This is a genomic window from Bacillus rhizoplanae, from assembly GCF_917563915.1.
Classification (GTDB): Bacteria; Bacillota; Bacilli; order Bacillales; family Bacillaceae_G; genus Bacillus_A; species Bacillus_A rhizoplanae.
In genome coordinates this window covers 18,088-42,540 of the sequence record NZ_CAKJTI010000030.1, presented here as the reverse complement: position 1 = coordinate 42,540, position 24,453 = coordinate 18,088, and the positions used below count along the sequence as shown (strand labels likewise).

Below are 24,453 nucleotides of genomic sequence, written 5' to 3'. Positions count from 1 at the left end.
ATAGAATGGAATGGAATGGAATTATAGAAATAGAAAGAAGGACATTTATGCGTAGCAAACCATCTCTTGTGACCTTATTTAAAAGAGCTTTTATTATGTGCGTAGGAATTTCGTGCATATATGGAGTATCCGGAGGAACAAAATACATTGTAAATGCGAGTACAGAAGATTCCTCACAATCAGTTCAGCTAGTAAGTGAAATACAAACAGCGCTAGCTCCAAAGCAGGCACCAGAACAATATAATGGTCAAGTTAGAAAAGTAGCTTATCTTACTTTTGACGATGGACCAGGAAAGTACACAGCTCAATTATTGGATATACTAAAACAAAACGATGCGAAAGCCACTTTTTTTCTGGTTGGTTCTAATGTTAAAGCATATCCCGATTTAGTAAAACGTGAAATATCAGAAGGACACTATGTTGGGATGCACAGTATGTCTCATGACTATAATAAATTGTACAAACAAGGCGGTTACGTAAATGAAATGATAGAGGATCAAACATTAATAGCCAACATTATTGGGTATGCTCCAAAATTAACACGCCCACCATACGGTTCTATGCCAGGTCTTACAGAAGCTGAGAGAAATCAAGTCGCGGAAAAGGATTTGCGAGTATGGGACTGGACAATTGATTCTTTAGATTGGAAGTATAATAAAATGCCAGTAGATGCTGCTTCTGCACAAATTGTACAACATGTACTTGACGGTGCAAAATCAAATAAAGAAGTCATTCTTTTACACGATATTCATCCGCAATCCATTTCTGCTGTACCTGCTATTATTAAAGGGTTAAAGGAAAAAGGTTATGAGCTTGATAGTTATAATGAAAATGAACATTTCCCATTAAATTTTTGGCACGATAAACGAATTTAACATAGTAAAAGGCTTACATTCTATTATATAGAATGTAAGCCTTTTATATTTTCATAATAAAGTGAAACTTTCATCAGTAGAGGACTTATTGCTCTTTAATACGGATGAAATTATATTTTTCATACAGTATGTGAAATTACATCATATCCAGTTCGCAAAGCAAATGAACCATCATTAACAATTCCTAATAATATAATTCGTTTCTTAACTGGCTGAATGCGTATCAATATGCAAATGTCTTAACTTATCAGGATTTAAAATATTATAAATGGATTTAATTTTATTCCCTTCAAATTCGAAACTCATTACCGCTTGTATTCCTGTATGATTTCTTATTACAATTCCAATACAACCGTTTACTTCTGTTTGCATCATAGAGTAGTCTTCTTGATTAGTAAGAAATTTAGTTGCTAAAGAAATAAGAAGTTGTTTTACACGCATTGCACCGTAAATAGGTTTTACTGCAGCTGTTACTTTTCCGCCGCCATCTGCATAGTAAGCAACATCTTCCCGAAGAACTTCCATAACTTGATTTGTATTTCCCTGCTGAATAGCATTTATAAAACATACGATAACTTGTTCATGATTTACCTTTACATTTTCAATCTCAATCTGCTTTTCAAGTTCTGGAAGCATTTTTTTCATTCTACTTAAAATCTTACGGCAATTCACTTCTTTTTTTGTACAATTTCAGCAATTGTTTCATAGTCATATTCCAAAATTTCACGGAGTATAAAGATTGCTCTTTCAATTGGATTCAATTGTTCAAATAATACAAGCAAAGCATATGAAATATCATTTTTCATCATTATTTCCTGTAATGGATCTGTTTCTATCACAGCGATTGGTTCCGGTAGCCATGTCCCAACATACAGTTCTCTTTTTTTCTTAGAAGATTTCAATAGGTCTAAGCAGCGGTTCGTAACCACTTTACACAAAAACGCTTTTACATTTGAGGTGTGCTTCATTTCATATTCATTCAGCTTTATAAATACATCTTGAATAATATCTTCTGCATCAGCAATACTACCCGTCATTTTATAAGCAAGTGAGAAAAGAAGAGGTTTATACTCAATATATAGTTGGCCTAATTCAGCTTTTTCCATAGAAAAAAATCCCCGTTTTCTATTCCATTATGCATAATTAGACAAGTAAACTCGCCTGATCCCATGTTCGTTCTCGAATACGAGCACCAATCTTTCCTGATAAAACAAAATCAAGTCCCCATTTTTGAACCCAAACAAAGCCATTGTTAGGCCCGAGACTAATACAATATAATTTGACCGGATACGCTTTGTGTGTAATAGAATTAGATATTCCATATATCTCATTCTTTAAAATTTCACTTAATCTCGTTGCCTGAGGAATCGCTTCTTTACATGTCATTCCATCCACTTGATTCGTCTTCTTATCAACAATTCTCGCACAGTCTCCGATTGCATATATATGTGAATGCCCTTTTATACAGTACGTATCAGTAACTAATATTTGATTCTCATTTGACAAAGGAAGGTGAAATTAAGAAAAAATAAACTACCTGTCCCTCCACTGAATATAGAAACAGGTAGTTTATTGTTTTAATACGCATTCCATTTTAATAGCTCACTTTATACAAATTACTTGACCCTTTGTCATTTGTACTAATTCATCAGGTGTTAAACGAAATATTGCTTTTGGGTGCCCTGCAGCAGCCCAAATCACATCATACTGCAAAAGATCTTCATCAATGAACGTCATAATAGGTTCTGTATGTCCTAATGGCGGAACACCTCCGATTACAAACCCAGTATGTTTACGTACAAAATCAGCATCAGCTTTTCCTAACTTGTCATGTAGCTGTTTTGTAATTTGCTTTTCATTAATTCGATTTATTCCACTTGCAACAACTAACAGTGGTTTATCGATTGTTTTGAGCCTAAAAATAATTGATTTACCAATTTGCGCAACTTTACAGCCAATTGCTTCTGCTGCTTCTTGAGCAGTTCTTGCACTTTCTGGTAATTCTATTACTTGATTTGCATATCCTAGCTCTAACAACTTATTTTGTACCCGTTGTGCACTTTCTTTCAAATCTTTCATGCATTTCATTCCCTTCAACTTTCTAAAATATTTACTATCTATTCTTTTTAAAAAGCCGAGACTCCTCTTATTATGCAGCATCAATTTTACCTATTCCATAAAACATAAAAAAAGCATCCCCTTCATATAAGGGGATGCTAGTAGTTATTTTGCTTCTTTATACATCGCTGCTACTTGTTTTTGAAGCTCTTGGTTTTCTAAATACTCATCATATGACGTTTGTTTATCAACAACACCGCTTGGCGTTACTTCGATAATTCGGTTCGCAATTGTTTGAACAAACTGATGATCATGAGATGTAAATAGAATTGTACCTTTAAATGCCATTAAACCGTTGTTTAATGCTGTAATAGACTCAAGGTCTAAATGGTTCGTTGGATCATCAAATGTTAATACGTTTGCACCGCTTAACATCATTTTAGAAAGCATACAACGCACTTTCTCTCCTCCAGATAAAACAGACACATTTTTCTTTACTTCTTCACCAGAGAATAGCATACGACCTAAGAAGCCGCGTAAGAAACTTTCAGACTCGTCTTGTGGTGAGAATTGACGCAACCACTCTACTAAGTTATACTCACTATTTTTGAAGAACTCAGAGTTATCTCGTGGGAAGTATGCTTGAGATGTTGTTACACCCCATTTAAATGAACCACTATCCGGCTCCATTTCACCCATCAAGATTTTGAATAATGTTGTCATCGCAATATCATTGCGGCCGATAAATGCAACTTTATCACCTTTATTTAAAGTGAAGTACACGTTATCTAATACTTTTTCACCGTCAATAGTTTTTGAGATGCCTTCTACTGTTAATAAATCATTACCTACTTCACGTTCTGGTGTAAAGCCAACGAATGGATAACGACGAGAAGATGGTTTAATATCATCTAATGTGATTTTATCTAATAATTTCTTACGAGAAGTTGCTTGCTTCGCTTTTGATGCGTTCGAACTAAAGCGTGCAATAAAGTTTTGTAATTCTTTTACTTTCTCTTCTTTTTTCTTATTTGCATCTTGTGTTAACTTTAATGCTAATTGACTAGACTCGTACCAGAAATCATAGTTACCAACATAAAGTTGAATTTTACCAAAGTCAAGATCCGCCATGTGCGTACATACTTTGTTTAAGAAGTGACGGTCATGGGATACAACGATAACTGTGTTTTCAAAGTTCATTAAGAAGTTTTCTAACCACTGAATCGCTTTTAAGTCTAAATGGTTGGTAGGCTCATCTAGTAATAAGATATCTGGCTGACCAAATAATGCTTGTGCAAGTAATACTTTTACTTTCTCTGCCCCTGTTAACTCAGACATTTTTTTTGCATGAAGGTCTTCCCCAATGCCTAATCCTTTTAAAAGAATTGCAGCTTCTGATTCTGCTTCCCAACCGTTTAACTCAGCAAATTCGCCTTCTAACTCAGCTGCGCGCATGCCATCTTCATCACTGAAATCTTCTTTCATGTAAATCGCATTCTTCTCTTGCATTACTTCATAAAGACGTGTATGTCCCATAATAACTGTTTCTAAAACTGGGAATTCTTCATATTCAAAGTGGTTCTGTTTTAAAACAGCTAAACGCTCACCTGGTGTAATATGAACATCTCCTGTTGATTGATCAATTTCACCGGATAGAATTTTTAAGAATGTAGATTTACCAGCACCGTTTGCTCCGATTAAACCGTAACAGTTACCTGGTGTAAATTTTATATTAACATCTTCAAAAAGCTTACGATCTGCAAAACGTAAACTTACGTTACTTACTGTAATCATGTAGTTCCTCCTAGTAATACCGCTGTTTTCAGCGTTTTCTCGCCAATTGCCTTAAAAGTCGCAGCTTACGACTCACTTATTTTAGACTATTGCTATTATATAGTAGAACTTGAATGAATAGCAACGATAGATTCATTTTCTGCAAGGAAATCAAAGAGCTTCCTGCAGCAATCCCTCGTCTTTCTCTCATAAATTTTACTTCACGATCCTATACATTAAATGTCGTCTCAATACGATTCTCTTCCTACAAATGTATATTACTATTCTAAAAGAAGCTCAGGAAGCATAACTTTTTGTTCAAAACGCGTAGACAATACCATCAAAGGAGATGTTAATGTATGAGCTATCATAACAATCGAAATGATTCCAATGGTTTAAAGATACAACGTAAAACTTCCAATTTTGATGATTGGAAATATGAGTCAATTTATAAATATTCTCCTCTATTTTCATATAAAAAGCTTTTCAAAACTTTTTTTCGTATCTTTTCCACAACAACAAAAAATTAAATAGCTAAAGTTATCGGTAAAAGGACACGCTTATAAAGTAACTAAATCCTAATTTCTCAGTTTTGTAAGCGAGAAATTAGGATTTTTTATATTTGGATTTCCTTAACGTTATAAATCCGCATTTTCCTAACGTTACCACATTGTATGGTGAATATCCATTTTCTCATTTTTTGTTTTAATTAAAACAAAAGATAGTCCAGCCGATATACAAATAAGTATAGCCCCAAATATATAAACCATTCTGATACCCAGGTATTCAGCTATAAGGGCAATTATAAAAATAGAAAGACTCGAAATCGTTGATAGCAGCACGCTACGAGATGCATATACTTTTGGAAGTAATGACACATCTATATTTGTTTGAAATGCAGTTTGCTGCGCTACATCCCGTATTTGATATGCCGGCCCCATGGCAATACAGAGTATGAGGGATAAGAAAGGAATACTACTAAGCCCATATAACAAAGTAAGAACGCTAAATAAAAAAGACCCTGCTGCCATACTGAGTACAAGATTTTTTTGAATCTTTTTCGCTAAATATATCGTTATAACTCCTCCTACAATTGTACCGATATAATAACTAGCGTTAATATATCCCCACCATTGTTCTCCTTTGTGAAGTATTTCTTTTACATAAACCAATGTAATCGCACCAACCCATATTTGACCTGCAATCCCTTCAATTACATCCATTAATGTAACCAATCGCAGGGTTGAGTTACTCCAAAGATGAATCCAACCTTCCTTCATAAGAGTCCATTTAGATGCCGCTTGATTTTCTGTTATCTGATTGTAAAGGGAGCGAATTGCTATATATAAACAAACAATAGAAATCCATAATAAGACAGCCATTATTAGTAAAGTAGGAATATGTCCTATTTTTACGACAATAAATCCTGTCAGAGTATAGCCACCAATTTGCACCGCTTGATTGGAAATACTTAACAAGCTATTAGCTTTCACGAGCTCTTCTTTTAAAACAATTTGGGGAATTATAGAATTTAATAAGGGACTCCCCCATCCTTCTACGAAAGAAAGTATCAATATGTAGGTGAATAAAATATAAATATGAGAAGTTAAGAATGTAAATCCTAATAGTAATAAAGTGATCAAAATGGCTTTAGTAATTTGTAAGTTTACAAGTGCTTTTGACATAGAAATATTTTGTAGGATTAGTGGTGCTGTCAAGCCAGCTATTAATCTTGTAAGGGCTTTTAAAAAAGGAAATAAAGAAGCGAATAATACAGATTCCGTTTTCTGATAAATGTAAGTCGTAATAACCATGATGTATACGACATCAGCTAACGAGATGCTTGTTTGAGCTATCCAAAATGAATAAAATCTATAATTTTTCATCGCCACCTCCAGATAAGAAATATAATTTAATTAAAATAATTATAAAATAAACATTATTAAAATAAATAGAAATTGAACGGGCGCTATAAATATTCAGAATACAAACCGAAGATATGAGTACATAGCATTTTTTAAAATGAACTGTAAACAATTGAATGCTCTTATCGATGGAGTAAAAGTGAAATAACCACTTCCTGAAGGTAGAAATTACAAACAAGAAAAAGAACCTTTACAATCCTAACTAAAATTCACCTGCACATTTCAAACAAACGAAAGAATATACTATTTCATACATGATCCATTGGAGTGAACATATTATGAACCTCTTTCTAACAAGGGTTGTTGCCGGCATTTCTGTAGCAACCCCTTCCGTTCACATTGCCACTGTCCATACAGCAAGTCCCGTTGTAGGAATTCAAATGCCATTCATCTGGCAATATCCCCCATTTCACTTATCGCTAACACATCCGTACGTCAGCTATCATCTCTATCACATTCCTACAATATATAGAAGATATTGATGAAACGTTAGATTTTTAAAGAACATAAAAAAGCACTACTTATAAATAGCGCTTTTTATGTTCTTTATCTATTCTAAATGATTAAAAGAAATCATAAATAAATGGTTGTTGGAAAGGAATCAGGTTTTCAAATTGTTTTATGTCTTTTTCCATCCCAGAAATGACACCAATTTGATATAATTCCCATGGACTTTTATAGCCGAAAAGTGCTGTAGACAGTGCGTTAATATTTAGTTGTACACCTTTTCCTTTAAATGCTACAGCTTCTTCTTCGTTTACCATAACTATCTCTTTATCCCCGAATAAGACTGTCTGATTATTCCAAGGTGCAAATGAATCAGAAATATGTAAAATAAGTTCTTCTTCGTTGTTCTCCCATACAAATGGATATTTCTTTAAAAAACGCTCAACATCTACGATTCTAACCATAAAGTAAGGTTTTATTTCAGCCTTAACACGAGGTTCTTGCAATGAAAACAGCAATGGTTCTTTTTCATGAACAATCATCTCGAGCTCTTGAATCATCGAATCATGCTGACAAATGAAATTCCACAAACCATTTCTAGCCTCACTGTTTAATGGTAAAAATTCTTCTACCTTCATCTTAGAACTCTCTATTTTATAAAGCATATAACCTGTAGGCTCATCAACTTGATTATAATAAACAGCTGCATGCAAATCACCATAAACAAAATCCAACCAGAAACCCTGATTACGAACTAACATACCAGAATATCTTTTTGCAAATTGCTCATATATGATTTCAATCTCTTTCAAATGTGATTCCTTATTAAAACGTTTTATGCTTCCTGATACGTGTTCTTTCATGATTAAATCAGCTTTTGATAATGACCATACAAGACGATTCGCAAACAACTCCCATCCATACTTCCTATAAAAAGAAACGGAAAATGGGTGTAGCATTGAAACGCTATATCCATCTTGTCTCATTGTCTCTAATACGTGCTTTAATAGTTTTTTTACATACCCATTGCGTCTAAATTCTGGATATGTAGCAACACCGGCAATTCCACCCATTTTACAATTTTCTTCCCCTAAAAATATTTCAAATGGAATTAGGTGCAATTTTGCTGTAAGCTCTTTTTCTTCCAAAACCCCAAATATTTGATGATACTTTTTAAAAAGTTGCAAACGTTTTTCAATTTGATCTTCTGGTACTTTATATTGAAAAGCATATTCAGATAGTCGAATTGCCTCGAGGTATTGTTCTTCCAACAATTGAATAACTTCCATACTATCTTCTCCTCCATCGTATTACTAACTGCACATGTACAATACATCAAATATAACACATTAATCAGAAAAATATAAAAATACAGTATTTACAAATAAAAAACCGGTAGATTTCATATCAATCTACCGGTTTTCCAACTTCAACTTCTCAATCTCTTCAAAAAAACTTGGATACGATACTCCAACAGCTTCCGCATCTTGGATCAATGTCTCCCCTTCTGCAATGCATCCAGCTACTGCAAGCATCATTCCGATCCGATGATCACCATGACTATTTACGGTATTTCCCTTTAATGATGTTTTCCCATAAATAATCATACCATCGTTCGTTGCTTCTATACGCGCCCCTAATTTTGTTAATTCTTCTACAACTGTATCAATTCGATTTGTTTCCTTCACTTTTAATTCATGTGCATCTTTAATAATAGTAACCCCTTCTGCTTGCGTTGCTGCAAGAGCGATAATTGGAATTTCATCAATTAATCTTGGAATCATATCACTGCCAATCTCAATTCCTTTTAACTTTGATGTTTCAATTAAAAGATTAGCAACGGGTTCTGCAGCATCTGTATCATATTGTTCAATTTCTAACTTTGCTCCCATTTTTGTAAGAACTTCGATAATTCCCGTTCTTGTTGGATTGATTCCAACATTTTTTAATGTAAGTTTGCTATTCGGAGTGATAGCACCGCCTACTAGGAAAAACGCAGCCGATGAAATGTCTCCTGGTACATGAATGTTCGTGCCTTTTAGTTGTTGCCCACCTTCTATTGAAACTTTTGTTCCATCTCGTTTTACTTGTACACCAAATGCTTGAAGCATTCTTTCCGTATGATCTCGTGATATATGAGGTTCTGTAACACTTGTTACACCCTGCGCTCCAAGGCCTGCTAATAAAATAGCAGATTTCACTTGAGCGCTTGCAACAGGTGAAATATAATCAATCGCTTGAAGGCTTCCTCCTCGTATCGTTAGCGGTGTATACGTTCCGTCTTCTCTTCCATCAATTATTGCTCCCATTAGACTAAGCGGTTTTGTAACGCGTTTCATTGGTCGTTTTCCAATTGAAGCATCACCTTGCAAACAAAAATGAAGATTTGTATTCGCTAATATTCCAAGCAATAAACGAATCGTTGTACCAGAATTTCCAACATCAAGTACGCGCTCTGCTTCTTGTAATCCTTTAATTCCTGTTCCAATTACCTCTACTTCATCTCCGTTTTGCGTTATCGATACACCCATCTCACGAAAACAAGAAATAGTGCTTAAACAGTCTGCTCCTGGTAAAAAACCTTTAATCGTTGTTTTTCCGTGGGCGATTGCGCCAAACATGACAGAACGATGCGAAATTGATTTATCACCTGGAATAATAATCTTTCCTTGCAAACCTTCTATAGCTGTTTGTACAGTTTTCATATTTGTTACGGCACCTTCTTTCATTTAAATATTTTCATATGTTTGATACTGTTCATTCTGTAAAAATTGCGTTGCTCTCATGCGATCTTCTTCTGTTTGAAAGCTAATACGTAACACCCCGAGTAATCCTTCACGCGCTTCTAGTATTTGCAAGTTCGTAATACTAATCTCTTGCCTTGCAAGTATGCTTGTAATATGCGCTAACGCCCCTACTTTATCTAAAACATCAACGTATAGATCATGATAAGAAGGAATCGCACCACTTTTACGAACAGGCATGGAATCACGGTATTCTTTTGCATTCGCAAAGTAAGTGTGTAGTACTTCTGCATCTCCTTCTGCGACTGTATGCTGCAATTGCTTCATTTCCGTAATCCATTCCTCTAATAACTGTAATAAATGAGTACGGTTTTGTCTTACAATATCACTCCACATTTTCGGACTACTAGAAGCGATGCGGGTAATATCTTTAAAACCGCCAGCTGCCAGCATATGAATCAATGGATTGTCACCCGCATGTTTTTCTACTTGCTTAACTAATCCTGCAGCAATTAAATGCGGAAAATGACTCACAACACCTGTTACATAATCATGTTCTTCTGTATTTAACACAAGAAAATGCGAACGCGTTCCCTTTAACCAATCTTTTAATTGTTCGACTTCCTCCGTCTGAACAGTATTCATTGGCGTTAAAATGTAGTATGCATTTTCAAATAAATGTGCCTTCGCACTTTCTACACCCGTTTTATGAGATCCTGCCATCGGATGCCCACCAATAAACGTAACACCGTTTTCTAGTAACGTCTCAGCTTCATTCATAATTGTTCCTTTTGTACTCCCGACATCCGTAACGATAACATCTTCACGCAATTGATATGAAGCAAGTTTTCTAAGTAACTTAGTTGTTTCTTCGACAGGAGATGCAAAGATAATTAAATGTGCTTCTTCACACATTGTCTTTAAGTCCACTCCCACTTCATCGATTACATTCAATCGTTTTGCACGTTTTACTTGTTCACTTTGAATGTCATAACCAGTAATGGTCACACTATGTTCTCGCTTAATTGCTAAAGCAAGTGAACCGCCAATTAGTCCTGTTCCAATTAATACAACTTTTTTACACATGCGCCTCATCTCGAAACCTACTATTGTTAAAGTGTTGTGTTAACACTGCAATCACTCCTTCATTTTGCTCACTCGTGCCAATTGTAATGCGAACACCATTCGGAAACGGACGAATGATATACCCAGCGTGTGCACAAAGTTCATAAACTGTTTGTGCATCTTCTAACGGTAGAAAGATAAAATTTGTTTGAGACGAATAAAACGGAATTTCATTTTCTTTGCAAAATCTTTCATATTGCTCCAAGCCTTCTCGATTTGCACGAATTGTCTTTTGTAAAAACTGTTCATCGTTCCACGCAAGCACTGCCGCTTTTTGTGCAAGTGCTGACACATTAAACGGAAGGCGAACGACATTCAAATTCTCAATTATTGCTTCATTTCCAATTGCATAACCAACTCGAAATGCGGCTAATCCATACGCTTTTGAAAATGTTCTTAATATAAGAAGGTTCTTATACTCTTTTAGTAATGAAATTGTATCTGGAAAATCACTCGCTGTGACATATTCATAATATGCTTCATCAATCACAACTAATGTTTCTTTATGAACTTCCCTCATGAATTCACGTAATTTTCGGTCATTTACATATGTTCCTGTTGGATTATTCGGGTTACAAATCCAAACAATCTTTGTTTTCCCATCGATTGCTAACGCAATTTCATCTAAGTTATAAGTTCCATTTTGCAACGAAACGTCCTTTACCTCACACCCCTCGATTACTGCGTGATGACGATATTGCGGGAATGTTTCTCCAGCTACAACGATATTATCTCCTTGACAAAGCATCGTTCGGCTAATGATTTGAATGACTTCATCAAGCCCACTTCCGCATAGAACTTCTTCCTTTTTAACATGTAGTTTTTCCGCAATTGTTTGACGGAGTTCAACCGCTCCCCCGTCCGGGTATAAAGCATGTTCATTCCACTCTTCTTGTAACCCTTCCATAACACGAGGTGAACAGCCAAATGGATTTTCATTTGAAGCTAATTTTACAAATGAATGGAAACCATAATCTGCTTGCATTTGTTTTGCCGATTTACCCGGTTTATATGGTTGCAGTGTTTCTAATTGTTCTTTTACTTTCACGAAAATCCCTCCTTTTTAAAATTCTTTTGCGTACTTGTTATGCTGAGCAATATTTTGTTTAATAAGATCCATACGATCTTTCCCAAACTGTTCTACTAATGCAGTTGCCAGCTCCCACGCAACAACTGCTTCTGCTACTACACTTGCTGCTGGTACAGCACAGCTATCTGAACGTTCAATACTTGCTTGAAATGCTTCCTTTGTGTCAATATCTACACTTGCCAGTGGTTTATATAATGTAGGAATTGGTTTCATAACACCTCTCACAACAATTGGCATACCTGTTGTCATCCCGCCTTCTAACCCGCCCGCGTTATTCGTTTTTCGTGTGTAACCCGTTTCTTCATCCCATAAAATTTCATCATGAACAGCACTCCCTGGTTGCCAGGATGCATCAAAACCAATGCCAATTTCAGCACCTTTAAATGCATTAATACTCATGATGGTTGCAGCTAATTTTGCATCTAATTTCCGGTCATAATGAACGTAGCTTCCAACACCACTTGGCATTCCTTCAGCAACTACCTCAACGATTCCGCCAATGGAATCTCCATTACTTTTCGCTGCATCAATCGCTTCCATCATCGCTTGCGCTGCTTCTTGATCTAAGCAGCGAACAGGTGAGTTTTCTGAAATAACCTGCAGCTCTGCTAATGATACATATGGAACTTGTTTGGCTTTCACACCACCAATTTCAAGCACATGCCCTGCGATAGTTACTCCTAATTCTGTTAAAATCTTTTTTGCAATAGCTCCTGCCGCTACTCTCACAGTTGTCTCTCTTGCTGAAGAACGCTCCAATACATTACGTATATCACGATGACCATATTTAATTGCTCCATTTAAATCAGCATGCCCTGGACGTGGTTTTGTAATCGTTCGTTTCATTTCTTTGCTTTCTTGTTCAGAAATCGGTTCAGCACCCATTACTTTTGTCCAATGCTTGAAATCATCATTTTTCACAACTAATGTAATTGGCGAACCAAGCGTATAGCCATGACGCACGCCGCTTACAATTTCAACAGTATCCGTTTCAATTTGCATACGTCTTCCGCGGCCGTGACCTTTTTGTCGTCTTAATAACTCTGTATTTATATCTTCCGCAGTTAAAGAAAGACCAGAAGGAACACCCTCCAAAATAACTGTCAACTGCGGACCATGTGATTCTCCAGCTGTTATATATCTCATCTTTGTTTCCCCTTTACGATTTTATCCTGCTACTTTTAGACAGTGAAAGCTTAGATGTAGCCTCTCCACTGCTGGAAGTTCATCCTATAAAAAAGCCCCTACTGATTCAGCTCAGTAGGGGCGATGATATCGCGGTACCACCCTAGTTATAGACAAGTATGTCTACCTCTCTTTATTGTTAACGATCATATTGACCGTCTTTCCCTTCATAAAGACTGCTATCTTTACTACGAAAAAGATGCTCCAGGGCTGTAATTCACATTTATCTTTGTACTGATTTCCACCAACCATCAGCTCTCTGTAACAGGGAGATAAATGCTACTGTTTTCCTTTCAACGCAATGTCTATTTAATTATGATAACTTATTTTTAAATCCTTTTAACTCTTCCATGAATGCATGGAACTGTGGAATATCCATTTGCTGTGCGGAATCTGATAATGCAACCGCTGGGTCTGGATGCACTTCTGCCATAACTGCATCTGCACCGATTGCTAGTGCTGCTTTCGCAGTTGGAAGAAGTAAGTCTTTTCGTCCTGTTGAATGTGTTACATCCACAACAACCGGTAAATGTGTTTCTTTCTTTAAAATTGGTACTGCTGAAATATCAAGTGTATTACGCGTTGCTTTTTCGTATGTGCGAATACCACGCTCACATAAAATAATTTGGTCGTTTCCTTGTGCAATAATGTATTCTGCTGCATGGACGAACTCATCAATTGTCGCTGCTAAACCACGTTTTAATAATACTGGTTTATTTACTTTTCCAACGGCTCTTAATAAATCAAAGTTTTGCATATTACGAGCGCCCACTTGAATCACATCAACATAATCAAGCGCCATTTCTACATCATTTGGATTTAAGATTTCACTAATGATTGCTAAATCAAACTCGTCTGCTACTTGGCGTAAAATTTGCAATCCTTCTACTCCCAACCCTTGGAAATCATAAGGAGATGTTCTCGGTTTGAAGGCACCCCCACGCATTAATTTTATTCCTTGTTCTTTCATCGCCTGAGCAACTTGGCGAACTTGGTCTAAACTTTCAACTGCGCAAGGCCCCATAATGAATGTTTGTGCGCCGCTACCTAACAATTCACCTTTTACATCAACAATCGTATTTTCTTGTTTCTTTTTACGCGAAACTAATAATGCTTTACGATTATCATCTTCTTGTAATTCTAAGCTTGCTTTAAAAATTGTTTTGAAAATATGTTGCATTGTAGATGTTTCAAATGGCCCTTCATTCTGTTCTGCAATCATATCAAGCACTTCACGCTCACGAACAGGATCGAAGCGTTTCGTACCTTGTAATTTCTTTTGCTGTCCGATTTCTTGAACAACCTTTGCACGCTCATTTAATAAGTGCAGAAGTTGTAAGTTTATTTCATCCACCTGTTTACGTAATTGTTCTAATTCATGATTTCCCATTGAAAATTCCTCCTTTTATCTTTGAAAATATATAATAAGGGATTGAAAATTCCCTATTTTCTGAACCTAAAATTTGTAACAAAACCAGATTGGTAACGATTTCTCATATGAAATATGCAAAAAATCCCTACTGATCCAATCAGTAGGGACGATTATTATCGCGGTACCACCCTAGTTGTAGACAAAATTGTCTACCTCTCATTTTTGTTAACGATCATATTGACCGTCTTTCCCTTCATAAAGACATCTGGTCTTTACTACGAAAAAGATGCTCCAGGATTGTAATTCATGCTTGTTTATGTACTGGTTCACACCAACCACCAGCTCTCTGCTACAGGGAAACAATCACTACTCTTTTTCCTATCATCGCGTTTATTATTTTATTATCGGTCCGCATATATGCAAAAAATCCCTACTGATTCAATCAGTAGGGACGATTATTATCGCGGTACCACCCTAGTTGTAGACAAAATTGTCTACCTCTCATTTTTGTTAACGATCATATTGACCGTCTTTCCCTTCATAAAGACACCTCTGCCTTTACTACGAAAAAGATGCTCCAGGATTGTAATTCACGTTTACCTTTGTACTGATTTCCACCAACCATCAGCTCTCTATAACAGGGAGATAAACACTACTCTGTTCCCTTCAATGCTTTATTTTTATTAAGTATGATTTGTATTATAAAATGTCATTTCAAATCATGTCAACACTTTTTCATTATTTTTTAAAATTTCTACTTACACTGCATCGTACGTTTCATAATGACAAATGTGAATCGTTTGCATTTCGATTGATCATTCCAATACGCATCATCTCGTTTTGAATACACTCAAATAGTGTATTTTCAAGCTTTGTTTCATCAAATATTTTCTGAAGATCAATGATTTCATTCTCAATACACTCTGCATCATTTATCTTTGTTAATAAAACGAAAAATAAATTTGCATACACTTTAGGATTTTGATGAATTAGCTCACTTTTTTCCAGCATCTGTTTGAACAAATATTTCACTTCTTGTTTCTCTTTATGCAGTGAAGATATAGAAAAATACGATAAAACAGCTTCAATCCCTTTTTCAGCAATAGCTTCCATGTGTAACACAAACCGCAGAAAGATGATATATTCTTTCCCTGATATTATACTCATTTTGGGGCGTTCTACTAAAAAATCCGCAAGCCAGTCTTGCCAAAACTTTTGTTGTTCTTTTATACTCAATGTTTTTACATAATAAGATACATTTCCGACAAACTTTACTTTTTCTAGTTCTTCTCCCTGTATAAAAAGAGTGTATAACCAATCTATTTGCTCATCCCAATATAAAATACACTTTAAAAAGACCAGACTCAGCCACTTCATAAATACTTCTTGTGTTTGTTCATTCAACAAATGTAAATGGCGAACAGCAAAAGCAATATATTTCTTTGTTTGTATGAATAAAGGCAAATTAATTTGAGTATTTACAAACCCAGCCCATGCATACTTTGTTTCTTCTTCATTTTTCTGCAAATCTAAATAAGGAATCATATGCTTTCTACACCATTGCTTCTCGATATGATAGAGAAATGTTAAATCAGCTGTGAGTCTAGCAATCATAACATTTACGTAGTATGATTTTTTTCGCATCTGCTCTTCAAATACATACAAATAAGCATGTATATTTCGATCATATAAATGTTCATATGCAAGAAGTTTTAATAAAACTGCTGTTATTTTCCCTACCGGATGCTGAACAGCCTCATTGTAGTAATCCGTTTGCTCTTTTCTTCCTCCTTGCTCACCTTTCATAACATGAGGAAACAACGAAAAAGCAAGCTGCTTTACTGCTCGAATTGTGTCTTCTTGAAATTCCTCTAACCGATTGCTCTTTTCATACAGAAAACTACAAATGAGCCAATGATAAGTAGCATGTCGTACAAATTGATGCAACAACGGTAAAATCTCTTGTATTTGCTCATTTGTTAATTGTCGATTATTGCACCACTCCTTCATTAACACAAACCATACTTCTTTACTCACTTCTTTATATCTAACTAATTCATATGCAAGAGAAATACTCCATTGTACATTTGTTTTAGAAGCCTTTGAAAGCATTTCTAAAAAATGATGCTTCTCAAACAACCCTTCATGTGAATATTGAAGAACCTGTCTTACCATTTCGTCCTCTCTCATATGCAACAAACCATCTGCTGTTAAATTGCATGTAATCGGTTGTAACGTCCGCTCTTCTTGTAAATCCGGATACTGCCTCGATAAAAAATGAGGGAATTTCTGTTTCATAAATTCATATGTTTGTTTCGTAGATTCGTTATCTGGAGCGCACATGTAAAGCCAATCTATTAAGTTACAAGCCGCGTAACAAGTTTTTACTTCAAAGTGTTTCATTACGTTTTTTAGCACTTTTTGTTTTGAAGATTCAGATGCCTGTTCATAATGATTCTTTAACAGTTGAAACACCTCATGCTTGCAAGAGTCTTCAATAAGCAATTTATGTTGTAATAACCATTCAATTTTTTCATTTTGCGTTCGGAACACAGTATGGTTCATACTATGTACTGCAATTCTTTTTTGCAGTGTGTTTCCGAATTCAAGCATATAAGCAATATAAAAATTTGCTTTGTCTTCATAATTAACACTGACATAGTCCATACAATCTCTAACAATATTAATTAAAAAAGAAAATGCGCGCGGTTGACTATCTTGCTCATGCGGTTCGATTGCACTTCGTAATTCACTGATTGTATCATGACTTTGAAGCAACTGTTGTTTTAGAGCTAATCTCTGTAATTTTTCTAATCCAATCTGCAAAATTGGGATAGAAAAATAAGAAAGATGCGGCTTCATTTTCACTTCCCATATATGCTGCATTCTTGAAAAGGTTGCAGCTGACAGGTAGTTTGTTTCCGTTAACTCTACAACATCTTGCATTTCTTGTTCCCATTGCCGAATTCGCTTCAATTTTAGTTTTCCATCTAATATACAAGTTAGTAAAAGAACCATAATTTCTTTATGCTCCGGGTACGTACATCTATGAAGTAAAGAAGGCAAATTGCCAATAAAAAATTCTTTTGTTTTCGCCTTTTCTAACAATAATAAAAGCCATTTTGCAAAGGAAATCGTATGTATCGGTTGTTCCATATCTACTAAAAACGTGCATATCGTATTCCATAACAAAGCCGATATCTTCGTATTATTTTTATACATTAACTGAAATAATTCATTTTGATGACTTAATAAAAAATGATCAACAATCCACTGTGCAAGCAACTGATCTTTCTCAGAAGTATCAGCTTCTTCTGAAAATAAATTCCGTAACTGCCCCTCTTTTTCTAGCCATTCTACCCATTCGTAGTCTCTTGCAAACTCTACAAAATATCGAAGAGTTTCAATCTTTTTTACAGATTGTTTAATATAAGACAGCTGCTCCTGCTCTAAAGATGGTGGAACCGTTACGATATCACGAATCCGTGTTCTTTTTGTAATATAATTATCACCCATTAGCTCTGCCCATCGCTGTACTGCTTTTGCTAATGACTGATGATTTTGCATCTTATTCGGATATACAATCGGCTTAACCCCTAAATGCTCCCAGTGATATGTATTTTCTCCATTAGCAACAAAGGCATACCTTCTCGTACTAGGTGGTAATCCAGTTGCTAAATACTTCATAACAGGATCATTATGACTATAACCAATAAATAAAACGGTATAATTCGAAAATAGGTCTACTAAAAACCTCCTTGCCCATCCTTCTGTTAAGTAAGCCCTTCCAAAATCACCATCTGTCAAGATTAAATTTTCTTTTTCTTGTTCCACATTACCATGAATGTATGCCAATCCTTTAAAAGTTCTTCCAGTTGGAAGTGCCGGAGCATAATATATATTTACTTTACGCTTCGATTCCTCGAGTAAAGTTGTAAAATGTTGATCAAAATTTGTAGTTACAATACGAACATTTTCATCAGCCGCAAATAATTGTAAAATAGAATCATGCAATGGATTTGGCTTTGAATACGCTACACGAACAAGATTCTTAGCAATCTGATGAACATCTTTCGTTTTCGCAATTTTTCCAAGATAATAATCGTGCGGTTCATTTTCCTCGCGCTTTTCTACATATAGAGCGTTCGCAATATAATCAACTAAGTCATCAAAATTCGGTAAGTTTGAATTACCTTTCATAGATACTCCAGCTCCAACAAATACCACCAGTTTTCCTTGTTCGAGTTTATCAAATAGTTCATCTGGAATTTCTACCTCTGAAGTAATCCACATCTCTATCCCTCCTTACCTAAAAATGTTAATTTTCTCTTTTTAATATAACATTTTTTGTGTATTTTTAACATTCAGATAAATAAAAGGTAATAAAAATTTTCACTTTTAAAAATCAGCTCTACCTTTGAGAATAATATTTCATTTTCCTTTCAGTTCATTCAAGAATCCTCCAACTTAAAGTTAAAGTTCAAGGGCAATTCAAATCACTAAATTCATTTAGACAAAATATATTTGAACAAAAGCCCAACTAATATTGATAACGCTAGATATACAATTACCCAAAAGAGAAATGTTTCATTTGCATACATAATCATAAAGACTATTGAAAGCAGAAAAATGATTAAGGGCATAACAAACAATTTTTTTAACCTTACATAAGCGATTGCACTTAAAATTACCGTAATAACCGGAAACAGAATGAGTACTAAAAACATCGGATTGATTAATAATTGAGTCATTATCTCACTCCTATTTAGGTATATGAACTAGGTATTTATCTTTTTAACAATGATACATTGTTAATTTAACTCCACCTTACAATTTGAACTTTAAATTTCCATGCATAAACTCCCTTTTTTTCGTTCAAACTAAATAGAAAAAGAGAGGTTCAGATGATGAATCATATTACTATTTTGCTTATAAAGTTTGTATCCTGCATGGTTGCTTTTGCAATTGGCTTGGATTTTTTCTTTGATGCAACGATCGTTGACATCTTTTCCTTTAGTCTATTTATCACGATTTCCTCGTATATGCTAGGAGATTTGATCGTCTTACCACGGGCGGGAAATACCGCTGCAATCATGGTTGATTTTCTTTTCACTTACATGAGTGTATGGATTTTCGGCAGCATTCTTTTAGATAATTATATGCAAATTGCTTGGGGAAGTATTTTATCAGCAATTGTAGTTACAGTAGCAGAAGTATTTGTTCACCGTTATTTACTCAGCCGTATTTCTACTCAGCAAACAAGCAAAAGAAAAGATATTAATTTCCATCGATCGCTAGCTTACGGAACAGAGTTTGCTGAAGAACAGAATGTTACAGATGCGAAAAAACAGAAATGATACAACCTCTTTGCATCTTGTTCTCTACTTTCATACAATATATGACCGCATATACAACAACAGCATCTGCTATATTGTTATGATATATTTCGCACAGCTAGTTACGATAATACTTTATCAGAAATAACGAAAAAGTAATCTCTCGCAGAATCACTTTTTCGGTTACAATAAAGTGAAACTTCCATCAGTGGGGGTTTTCTTCATCCCCCACTGATGGTTAGTTGAACCAATTAGGCTTTTACGGGCAGTTTCCCCCACCTATCTTCTTCGCTTCTCTCAATCTTGAGGTGTGGGGGTCTTACTGCCCGTTAATGCGGGATAAATTATAATCGTCGGTAGTTACTAACCTTAATTTCAATTAGAAAAATCCTGAGAACCATTATTTCTCAGGATTTTTTGTCAATTTGAGGGAATTGTTTACCGAGCTAAGATTTTAATGTTATCAACGCCCAGCACTCCACATGAGTCGAATGAGGAAACTGATAATGAACCAATTGCAATAATGAGGTATTATCAAAGCAACATTAAAAAAACTTTTATTGTAACGTTAGGCGTTTTCTCCAATAACCTCTATCTTTATGATACAAAATAAGAGCAATCACTAAAATTCCAGATGCAATCCAAATAGATCTATTCCCTAGATGAGTGGTGGAAAATGTCCCTAACAATACACCTAATATAAAAGAAAGAATGATAACAAGAAATTCTTTAAATCGTTTTTTCTCTTCCTCATTATGTTCTATGAATGCTAAATATGCTGCCTGCGTTGCAGTTCGAAGATTCCCTGTTGTCATCGTTGAATTGTAAGCCCACTTGTCTAGTTTATTAAAAGTAGAAATTTGTAAAGATGATACAAACGAAATACATACTGTTACCACTATGTTAGGTACACTACTTGGCAAGATACCTACAATAATTAAAACAATACATTCTAGTATAAGAATAGAACGTCTATAACTATGCAATACTTGTCTTATATGAGGAATCTTTACTACTTCTGATATTAAAACACCTAATATAAAAGCTAAAATAGGCGGGATATAAAGCAAAGCACTTTCCCATTCCCCATTAGCTGCTCTTACAGCGAGTAGTACTATATTTCCTGTCTGTGCATTGGCAAACACTCCGTCTCTGCTGATGAAAGTATAAGCATCTAAAAAACCTCCAACTACAGCTAACAAAACACCTAAACGAACAGAGTTTGAAGATAATGAGGGGATCGTACTTAGTTTGTCTTTCATATTATTATCTCCTTGTATCTTATATTGAAGATACTCATTTATAGTTAATATTCTGTTTATACAAAAATAACGGTCCTTTAAAATTCTCCAAAGCAGATTAGCAATCCTTATCTCGATTTCGCTTCCCTTTTCTTTTTCCCATATTAGCTATAATAATGTATAACCATACCAAGTTTTTTTACTATAATCAACACTATTATTTAACATATTTTATTTGTTTAATTTCGTTCACATTCAACGGTGTTGCCGTCATAACAGAGTATCAATATATGACCATATACCTCACAACAGCATCTGCAATATTGCGCATGTCTAGTTTCTCCTTTATCAAAAATAACCCCCAAAAGTGCTCTTATACAGAATCACTTTTGGGGTTACCATAAGTTATAGTCATCGATAGCTACTGATTTGAATTTCAATTGAGAAAATTACATCTATACCTATCTTAATTAGTTCCTCTTGAATGTAATAACAATGTTCTGTCCCAATTGTTACTAAAATCTTTTCTTCATAGCGATTTTAGCCATAAAAATTTTCTCCTTAATACATTAAGTAAAAATCTACTTCAAGTCCCAATCGAACCATCTACCATGCCCATCTGTTTCTCCGATAGTTTGATTATATTCTATACCATTTAAAAAATAATCAAGATGAAGTTTTCTATCCCACATATTGTTGTAAAGATGAAAAACATCTCTTTTACTGCCAATCGTTTTTATTTTTTCTATTAGTTCATACTTAGAATCTTCTGGTATTTGATTTGCAACGTGAGTATGGAAAATGCAAATAGCAGTATCATTTGGAAGTTTTTCTGCAACTTCTGTAAGTAATGCCACTCCATCTCCTTCTATAAGTTTTACTGGATTCTCGATAAAGCATTTAGCTGCACTTTCAAAAAGCGCTAGCCTTTCTTCATGTTCAGGCCAAATAAGCGACTTTAACCACAAATAATCTTCTGAATTGCCTAAGTCACTAATATGTAAGTCTAATCCTACCTTTGAAGCTACTGGAGGACTAGCTAAAAGAAATGGCGGCGTATTATTTCCTTTTATTTCAGATGTTATATGGACATTTGAATCTTTATCTCCATAAATCTCATTTGTTCCATATGAATAACTATACTTGTCCCATAACAATTGCAGACCAGCACTTGTTCCAATTTCTATTAGTGATAAGGGCTTCTTTACAACGTTGTAAATATAGCAAAAAATTGGATATAGATAAGCAGAGCGTCTTACTTCATTAGTCTGTACTAATTTACTTTTTAGGAGAGAAATAATTTCGTCTCTATACATTCGGCAAAAATCCTTGAAATGAACAAAAGAACCTTCTACTTCTCTTGGATGCTTAGTAATACTTGGATAATACTCTTTTAAAACATGTTCTTTTCCTTTTAACAAAAGATAATGAACAGCCCCTAACAATAAATTAGGTACTGGTTGTCCTTCTTGGGAATTCGCACTTAACTCTATCAATTCATCATCTTCTGAAATTTTCATAGATAAATACTCATAAAGTTCACTTGAACCTCTGCATTCAATTTTGGCGAAATTTTTGAATCGTTGAGATAATTGAGTTGTATTCAAAATAATCCCCCTTCATTAGTGAGAATTTTCTAATTTTACAAACAAATTTATTATAACTGAAACTGATGTTATGGTAAATCATTCTTGTTACGATTTTGTTATAACAATATATGAAATCAAAAAAATCTTATAAAAAACAAAAAGTACACCACTTTAGATAAGGTGATGTACTCTTAAATATACATTAGACAAAGATTGTTTACCCTTTTTGATAATATTCTTCCATAATGTGAGGTGGTACCATTCCTCCACCTGTTCCCCACATGATATGCGTTGCTTGCATCATTTTTTCTTGTAGATGATTTTCTTGTATATATTGCTGTTGTTTGAACAATTGAACCGGCCCGTATACACTTGCCAATGCTGACGGCTCTAACTTGATTCCTTCTGTATCTACAAAAGCCTTTAATAGTCTATATAATTCTTGATCGCTAACTGTGTAGCATCCACTTAATAACGGTTCAATTACTTTTCCGACAAATCCCGATGCTCTTCCTACCGCAAGACCATCAGCTTCCGTCACATTATCGATACCAAAGTCTTGGACAGAAATTTCATCGTGAAGACCTGTCAACAAACCGATTAACATACAAGGCGAATGAGTCGGCTCTGCAAAGAAACAATGTACATGATCACCAAACAGTAATTTTAAGCCGAACGCTACACCGCCAGGTCCGCCGCCGACACCGCACGGTAAATAAACAAATAACGGATGATCGGCATCAACAATAATATTTTGATCCTGCAATTGTTTTAGTAGGCGAGAAGCAGCTACAGCGTATCCAAGGAAAAGATTTTTTGAATTCTCATCATCGACGAAATAACACATAGGATCCGCTTCTGCTTGTCTTCTTCCTTCTTCTACTGCTTTACTATAATCCGCTGCATATTCAATAACTGTGACATTTTTGCTTCGAAGTAAATCTTTTTTCCACTGCTTTGCATCAGCCGACATATGAACCGTCACATTAAATCCTAGTTTGGCACTCATGATGCCAATACTAAGCCCTAAATTCCCCGTTGAACCTACTGCGATTGAATATTGCGAGAAGAACGTGCGGAATTGATCACTATCTAAAATTGAATAATCATCTTGTTTATTTAATAAATGATGTTCCAAAGCTAAATCTTCTGCATGTTTAAGAACTTCATAAATTCCGCCTCTTGCTTTAATAGATCCTGATATAGGAAGCTGACTATCACATTTTAGTAATAATTCACCTGCTATATGCTGCTCATACTCTTCTTCTAAATGTTGTTTCATAGAAGGAGTTGCCACTAAAGGAGATTCAATGATCCCATTCGTATCTTTTGTCTCAGGGAAAGCTTTCGCAATATACGGAGCAAAACGTTTTAATCTTTCTTCAGCATCCTTTACATCATCTGTAGTAAGAGGAGCTTTTTTAATTCCTGTTTCAAACTCTTCTTTATTTGGATTAACCCAAAATACTTCTTCCGTTAAAACAAGCTTATTTAGTAACGGGTGCTTTTCTTTCAAAGTTTGTATAGTTGCGCTGTCAAAATTCTTCATTTGTAAATTCTCCCTTCGTGATTCCTATTAATGAATGTTAGTATTTTAAAATTTAATTTTATTTATTATAATTAAACTAAATTTAACACATAAACGAAATTAATTAAATATATATTAATAAATTTTAATTAAATTTAATCAAAT

General features: G+C 34.9%; 19 protein-coding genes and 3 other annotated features. Of the genes, 2 read left to right on the top strand and 17 right to left on the bottom strand.

Annotation, left to right across the window (positions count from 1 at the left end; all coding sequences use genetic code 11):
• Nucleotides 1-47 precede the first annotated feature (47 nt).
• Entirely contained in the window at nucleotides 48-875 is an 828-nt protein-coding gene (locus LRP84_RS18960; protein ID WP_230576499.1) for a peptidoglycan-N-acetylglucosamine deacetylase, read from the top strand.
• Nucleotides 876-1,079: 204 nt separating this feature from the next.
• Here LRP84_RS18960 and LRP84_RS18955 read toward each other — a convergent pair whose 3' ends face one another.
• The 14 genes from LRP84_RS18955 to LRP84_RS18890 all read right to left on the bottom strand — a co-directional run bounded on the left by LRP84_RS18955 (nucleotide 1,080) and on the right by LRP84_RS18890 (nucleotide 19,345).
• A complete protein-coding gene (locus LRP84_RS18955) occupies nucleotides 1,080-1,520 on the bottom strand; it encodes a sigma-70 family RNA polymerase sigma factor family protein (protein ID WP_230576496.1) in 441 nt (146 codons plus the stop codon).
• A gap of 23 nt (nucleotides 1,521-1,543) precedes the next feature.
• Nucleotides 1,544-1,981: a sigma-70 family RNA polymerase sigma factor gene (locus LRP84_RS18950; RefSeq protein ID WP_230576495.1), complete on the bottom strand. Its 438-nt coding sequence runs from the start codon at nucleotides 1,979-1,981 to the stop codon at nucleotides 1,544-1,546.
• A gap of 37 nt (nucleotides 1,982-2,018) precedes the next feature.
• The gene (locus LRP84_RS18945) at nucleotides 2,019-2,270 is read right to left on the bottom strand and encodes a hypothetical protein (RefSeq protein WP_230576494.1); all 252 of its coding nucleotides are present in this window, start codon (nucleotides 2,268-2,270) and stop codon (nucleotides 2,019-2,021) included.
• A 207-nt stretch (nucleotides 2,271-2,477) separates the two neighbouring features.
• Complete coding sequence (locus LRP84_RS18940; protein ID WP_230576493.1) at nucleotides 2,478-2,954, bottom strand: YbaK/EbsC family protein; 477 nt, start codon at nucleotides 2,952-2,954, stop codon at nucleotides 2,478-2,480.
• 144 nt (nucleotides 2,955-3,098) lie between these two features.
• A complete protein-coding gene (locus LRP84_RS18935) occupies nucleotides 3,099-4,727 on the bottom strand; it encodes an ABC-F family ATP-binding cassette domain-containing protein (protein ID WP_230576492.1) in 1,629 nt (542 codons plus the stop codon).
• A 641-nt stretch (nucleotides 4,728-5,368) separates the two neighbouring features.
• The gene (locus LRP84_RS18930) at nucleotides 5,369-6,592 is read right to left on the bottom strand and encodes an MFS transporter (RefSeq protein WP_230576491.1); all 1,224 of its coding nucleotides are present in this window, start codon (nucleotides 6,590-6,592) and stop codon (nucleotides 5,369-5,371) included.
• Between the two features lie 602 nt (nucleotides 6,593-7,194).
• Nucleotides 7,195-8,367 carry a GNAT family N-acetyltransferase gene (locus LRP84_RS18925; protein WP_230576490.1) on the bottom strand — a complete coding sequence of 391 codons (1,173 nt, stop codon included), beginning with the start codon at nucleotides 8,365-8,367 and terminating at the stop codon, nucleotides 7,195-7,197.
• Between the two features lie 123 nt (nucleotides 8,368-8,490).
• A complete protein-coding gene (aroA, locus tag LRP84_RS18920; RefSeq protein WP_230576489.1) occupies nucleotides 8,491-9,783 on the bottom strand; it encodes a 3-phosphoshikimate 1-carboxyvinyltransferase in 1,293 nt (430 codons plus the stop codon).
• A 24-nt stretch (nucleotides 9,784-9,807) separates the two neighbouring features.
• Nucleotides 9,808-10,908 (bottom strand): prephenate dehydrogenase, encoded by a 1,101-nt coding sequence (locus LRP84_RS18915; protein WP_230576498.1) that lies wholly within the window; start codon nucleotides 10,906-10,908, stop codon nucleotides 9,808-9,810.
• Nucleotides 10,901-11,995, bottom strand: a complete 1,095-nt coding sequence (hisC, locus tag LRP84_RS18910) for a histidinol-phosphate transaminase (RefSeq protein WP_230576488.1) — start codon at nucleotides 11,993-11,995, stop codon at nucleotides 10,901-10,903. The genes LRP84_RS18915 and hisC overlap by 8 nt, the downstream gene beginning before the upstream one ends.
• Nucleotides 11,996-12,010: 15 nt before the next feature.
• Nucleotides 12,011-13,183, bottom strand: a complete 1,173-nt coding sequence (gene aroC, locus LRP84_RS18905) for a chorismate synthase (protein ID WP_230576487.1) — start codon at nucleotides 13,181-13,183, stop codon at nucleotides 12,011-12,013.
• 113 nt (nucleotides 13,184-13,296) lie between these two features.
• Nucleotides 13,297-13,528 (bottom strand) — a binding site (T-box leader).
• A gap of 7 nt (nucleotides 13,529-13,535) precedes the next feature.
• Entirely contained in the window at nucleotides 13,536-14,612 is a 1,077-nt protein-coding gene (locus tag LRP84_RS18900; RefSeq protein ID WP_230576486.1) for a bifunctional 3-deoxy-7-phosphoheptulonate synthase/chorismate mutase, read from the bottom strand.
• A 141-nt stretch (nucleotides 14,613-14,753) separates the two neighbouring features.
• Nucleotides 14,754-14,988 (bottom strand) — a binding site (T-box leader).
• A 50-nt stretch (nucleotides 14,989-15,038) separates the two neighbouring features.
• Nucleotides 15,039-15,273 (bottom strand) — a binding site (T-box leader).
• A gap of 98 nt (nucleotides 15,274-15,371) precedes the next feature.
• Nucleotides 15,372-18,887 carry a DUF4020 domain-containing protein gene (locus LRP84_RS18895; RefSeq protein WP_230576485.1) on the bottom strand — a complete coding sequence of 1,172 codons (3,516 nt, stop codon included), beginning with the start codon at nucleotides 18,885-18,887 and terminating at the stop codon, nucleotides 15,372-15,374.
• 212 nt (nucleotides 18,888-19,099) lie between these two features.
• Nucleotides 19,100-19,345 carry a DUF2651 family protein gene (locus tag LRP84_RS18890; RefSeq protein WP_230576484.1) on the bottom strand — a complete coding sequence of 82 codons (246 nt, stop codon included), beginning with the start codon at nucleotides 19,343-19,345 and terminating at the stop codon, nucleotides 19,100-19,102.
• A gap of 156 nt (nucleotides 19,346-19,501) precedes the next feature.
• Between LRP84_RS18890 and LRP84_RS18885 the strand changes: the two genes are divergently transcribed.
• Nucleotides 19,502-19,951, top strand: a complete 450-nt coding sequence (locus LRP84_RS18885; RefSeq protein ID WP_230576483.1) for a YndM family protein — start codon at nucleotides 19,502-19,504, stop codon at nucleotides 19,949-19,951.
• 536 nt (nucleotides 19,952-20,487) lie between these two features.
• On the opposite strand, the gene LRP84_RS18880 is transcribed toward LRP84_RS18885, so the two are convergent.
• The 3 genes from LRP84_RS18880 to dsdA all read right to left on the bottom strand — a co-directional run bounded on the left by LRP84_RS18880 (nucleotide 20,488) and on the right by dsdA (nucleotide 24,309).
• Nucleotides 20,488-21,192 (bottom strand): YoaK family protein, encoded by a 705-nt coding sequence (locus LRP84_RS18880; RefSeq protein ID WP_230576482.1) that lies wholly within the window; start codon nucleotides 21,190-21,192, stop codon nucleotides 20,488-20,490.
• A gap of 560 nt (nucleotides 21,193-21,752) precedes the next feature.
• Nucleotides 21,753-22,781, bottom strand: a complete 1,029-nt coding sequence (locus LRP84_RS18875) for a DUF2332 domain-containing protein (RefSeq protein WP_230576497.1) — start codon at nucleotides 22,779-22,781, stop codon at nucleotides 21,753-21,755.
• A gap of 196 nt (nucleotides 22,782-22,977) precedes the next feature.
• Nucleotides 22,978-24,309 (bottom strand): D-serine ammonia-lyase, encoded by a 1,332-nt coding sequence (dsdA, locus tag LRP84_RS18870; RefSeq protein WP_230576481.1) that lies wholly within the window; start codon nucleotides 24,307-24,309, stop codon nucleotides 22,978-22,980.
• Nucleotides 24,310-24,453 lie beyond the last annotated feature (144 nt).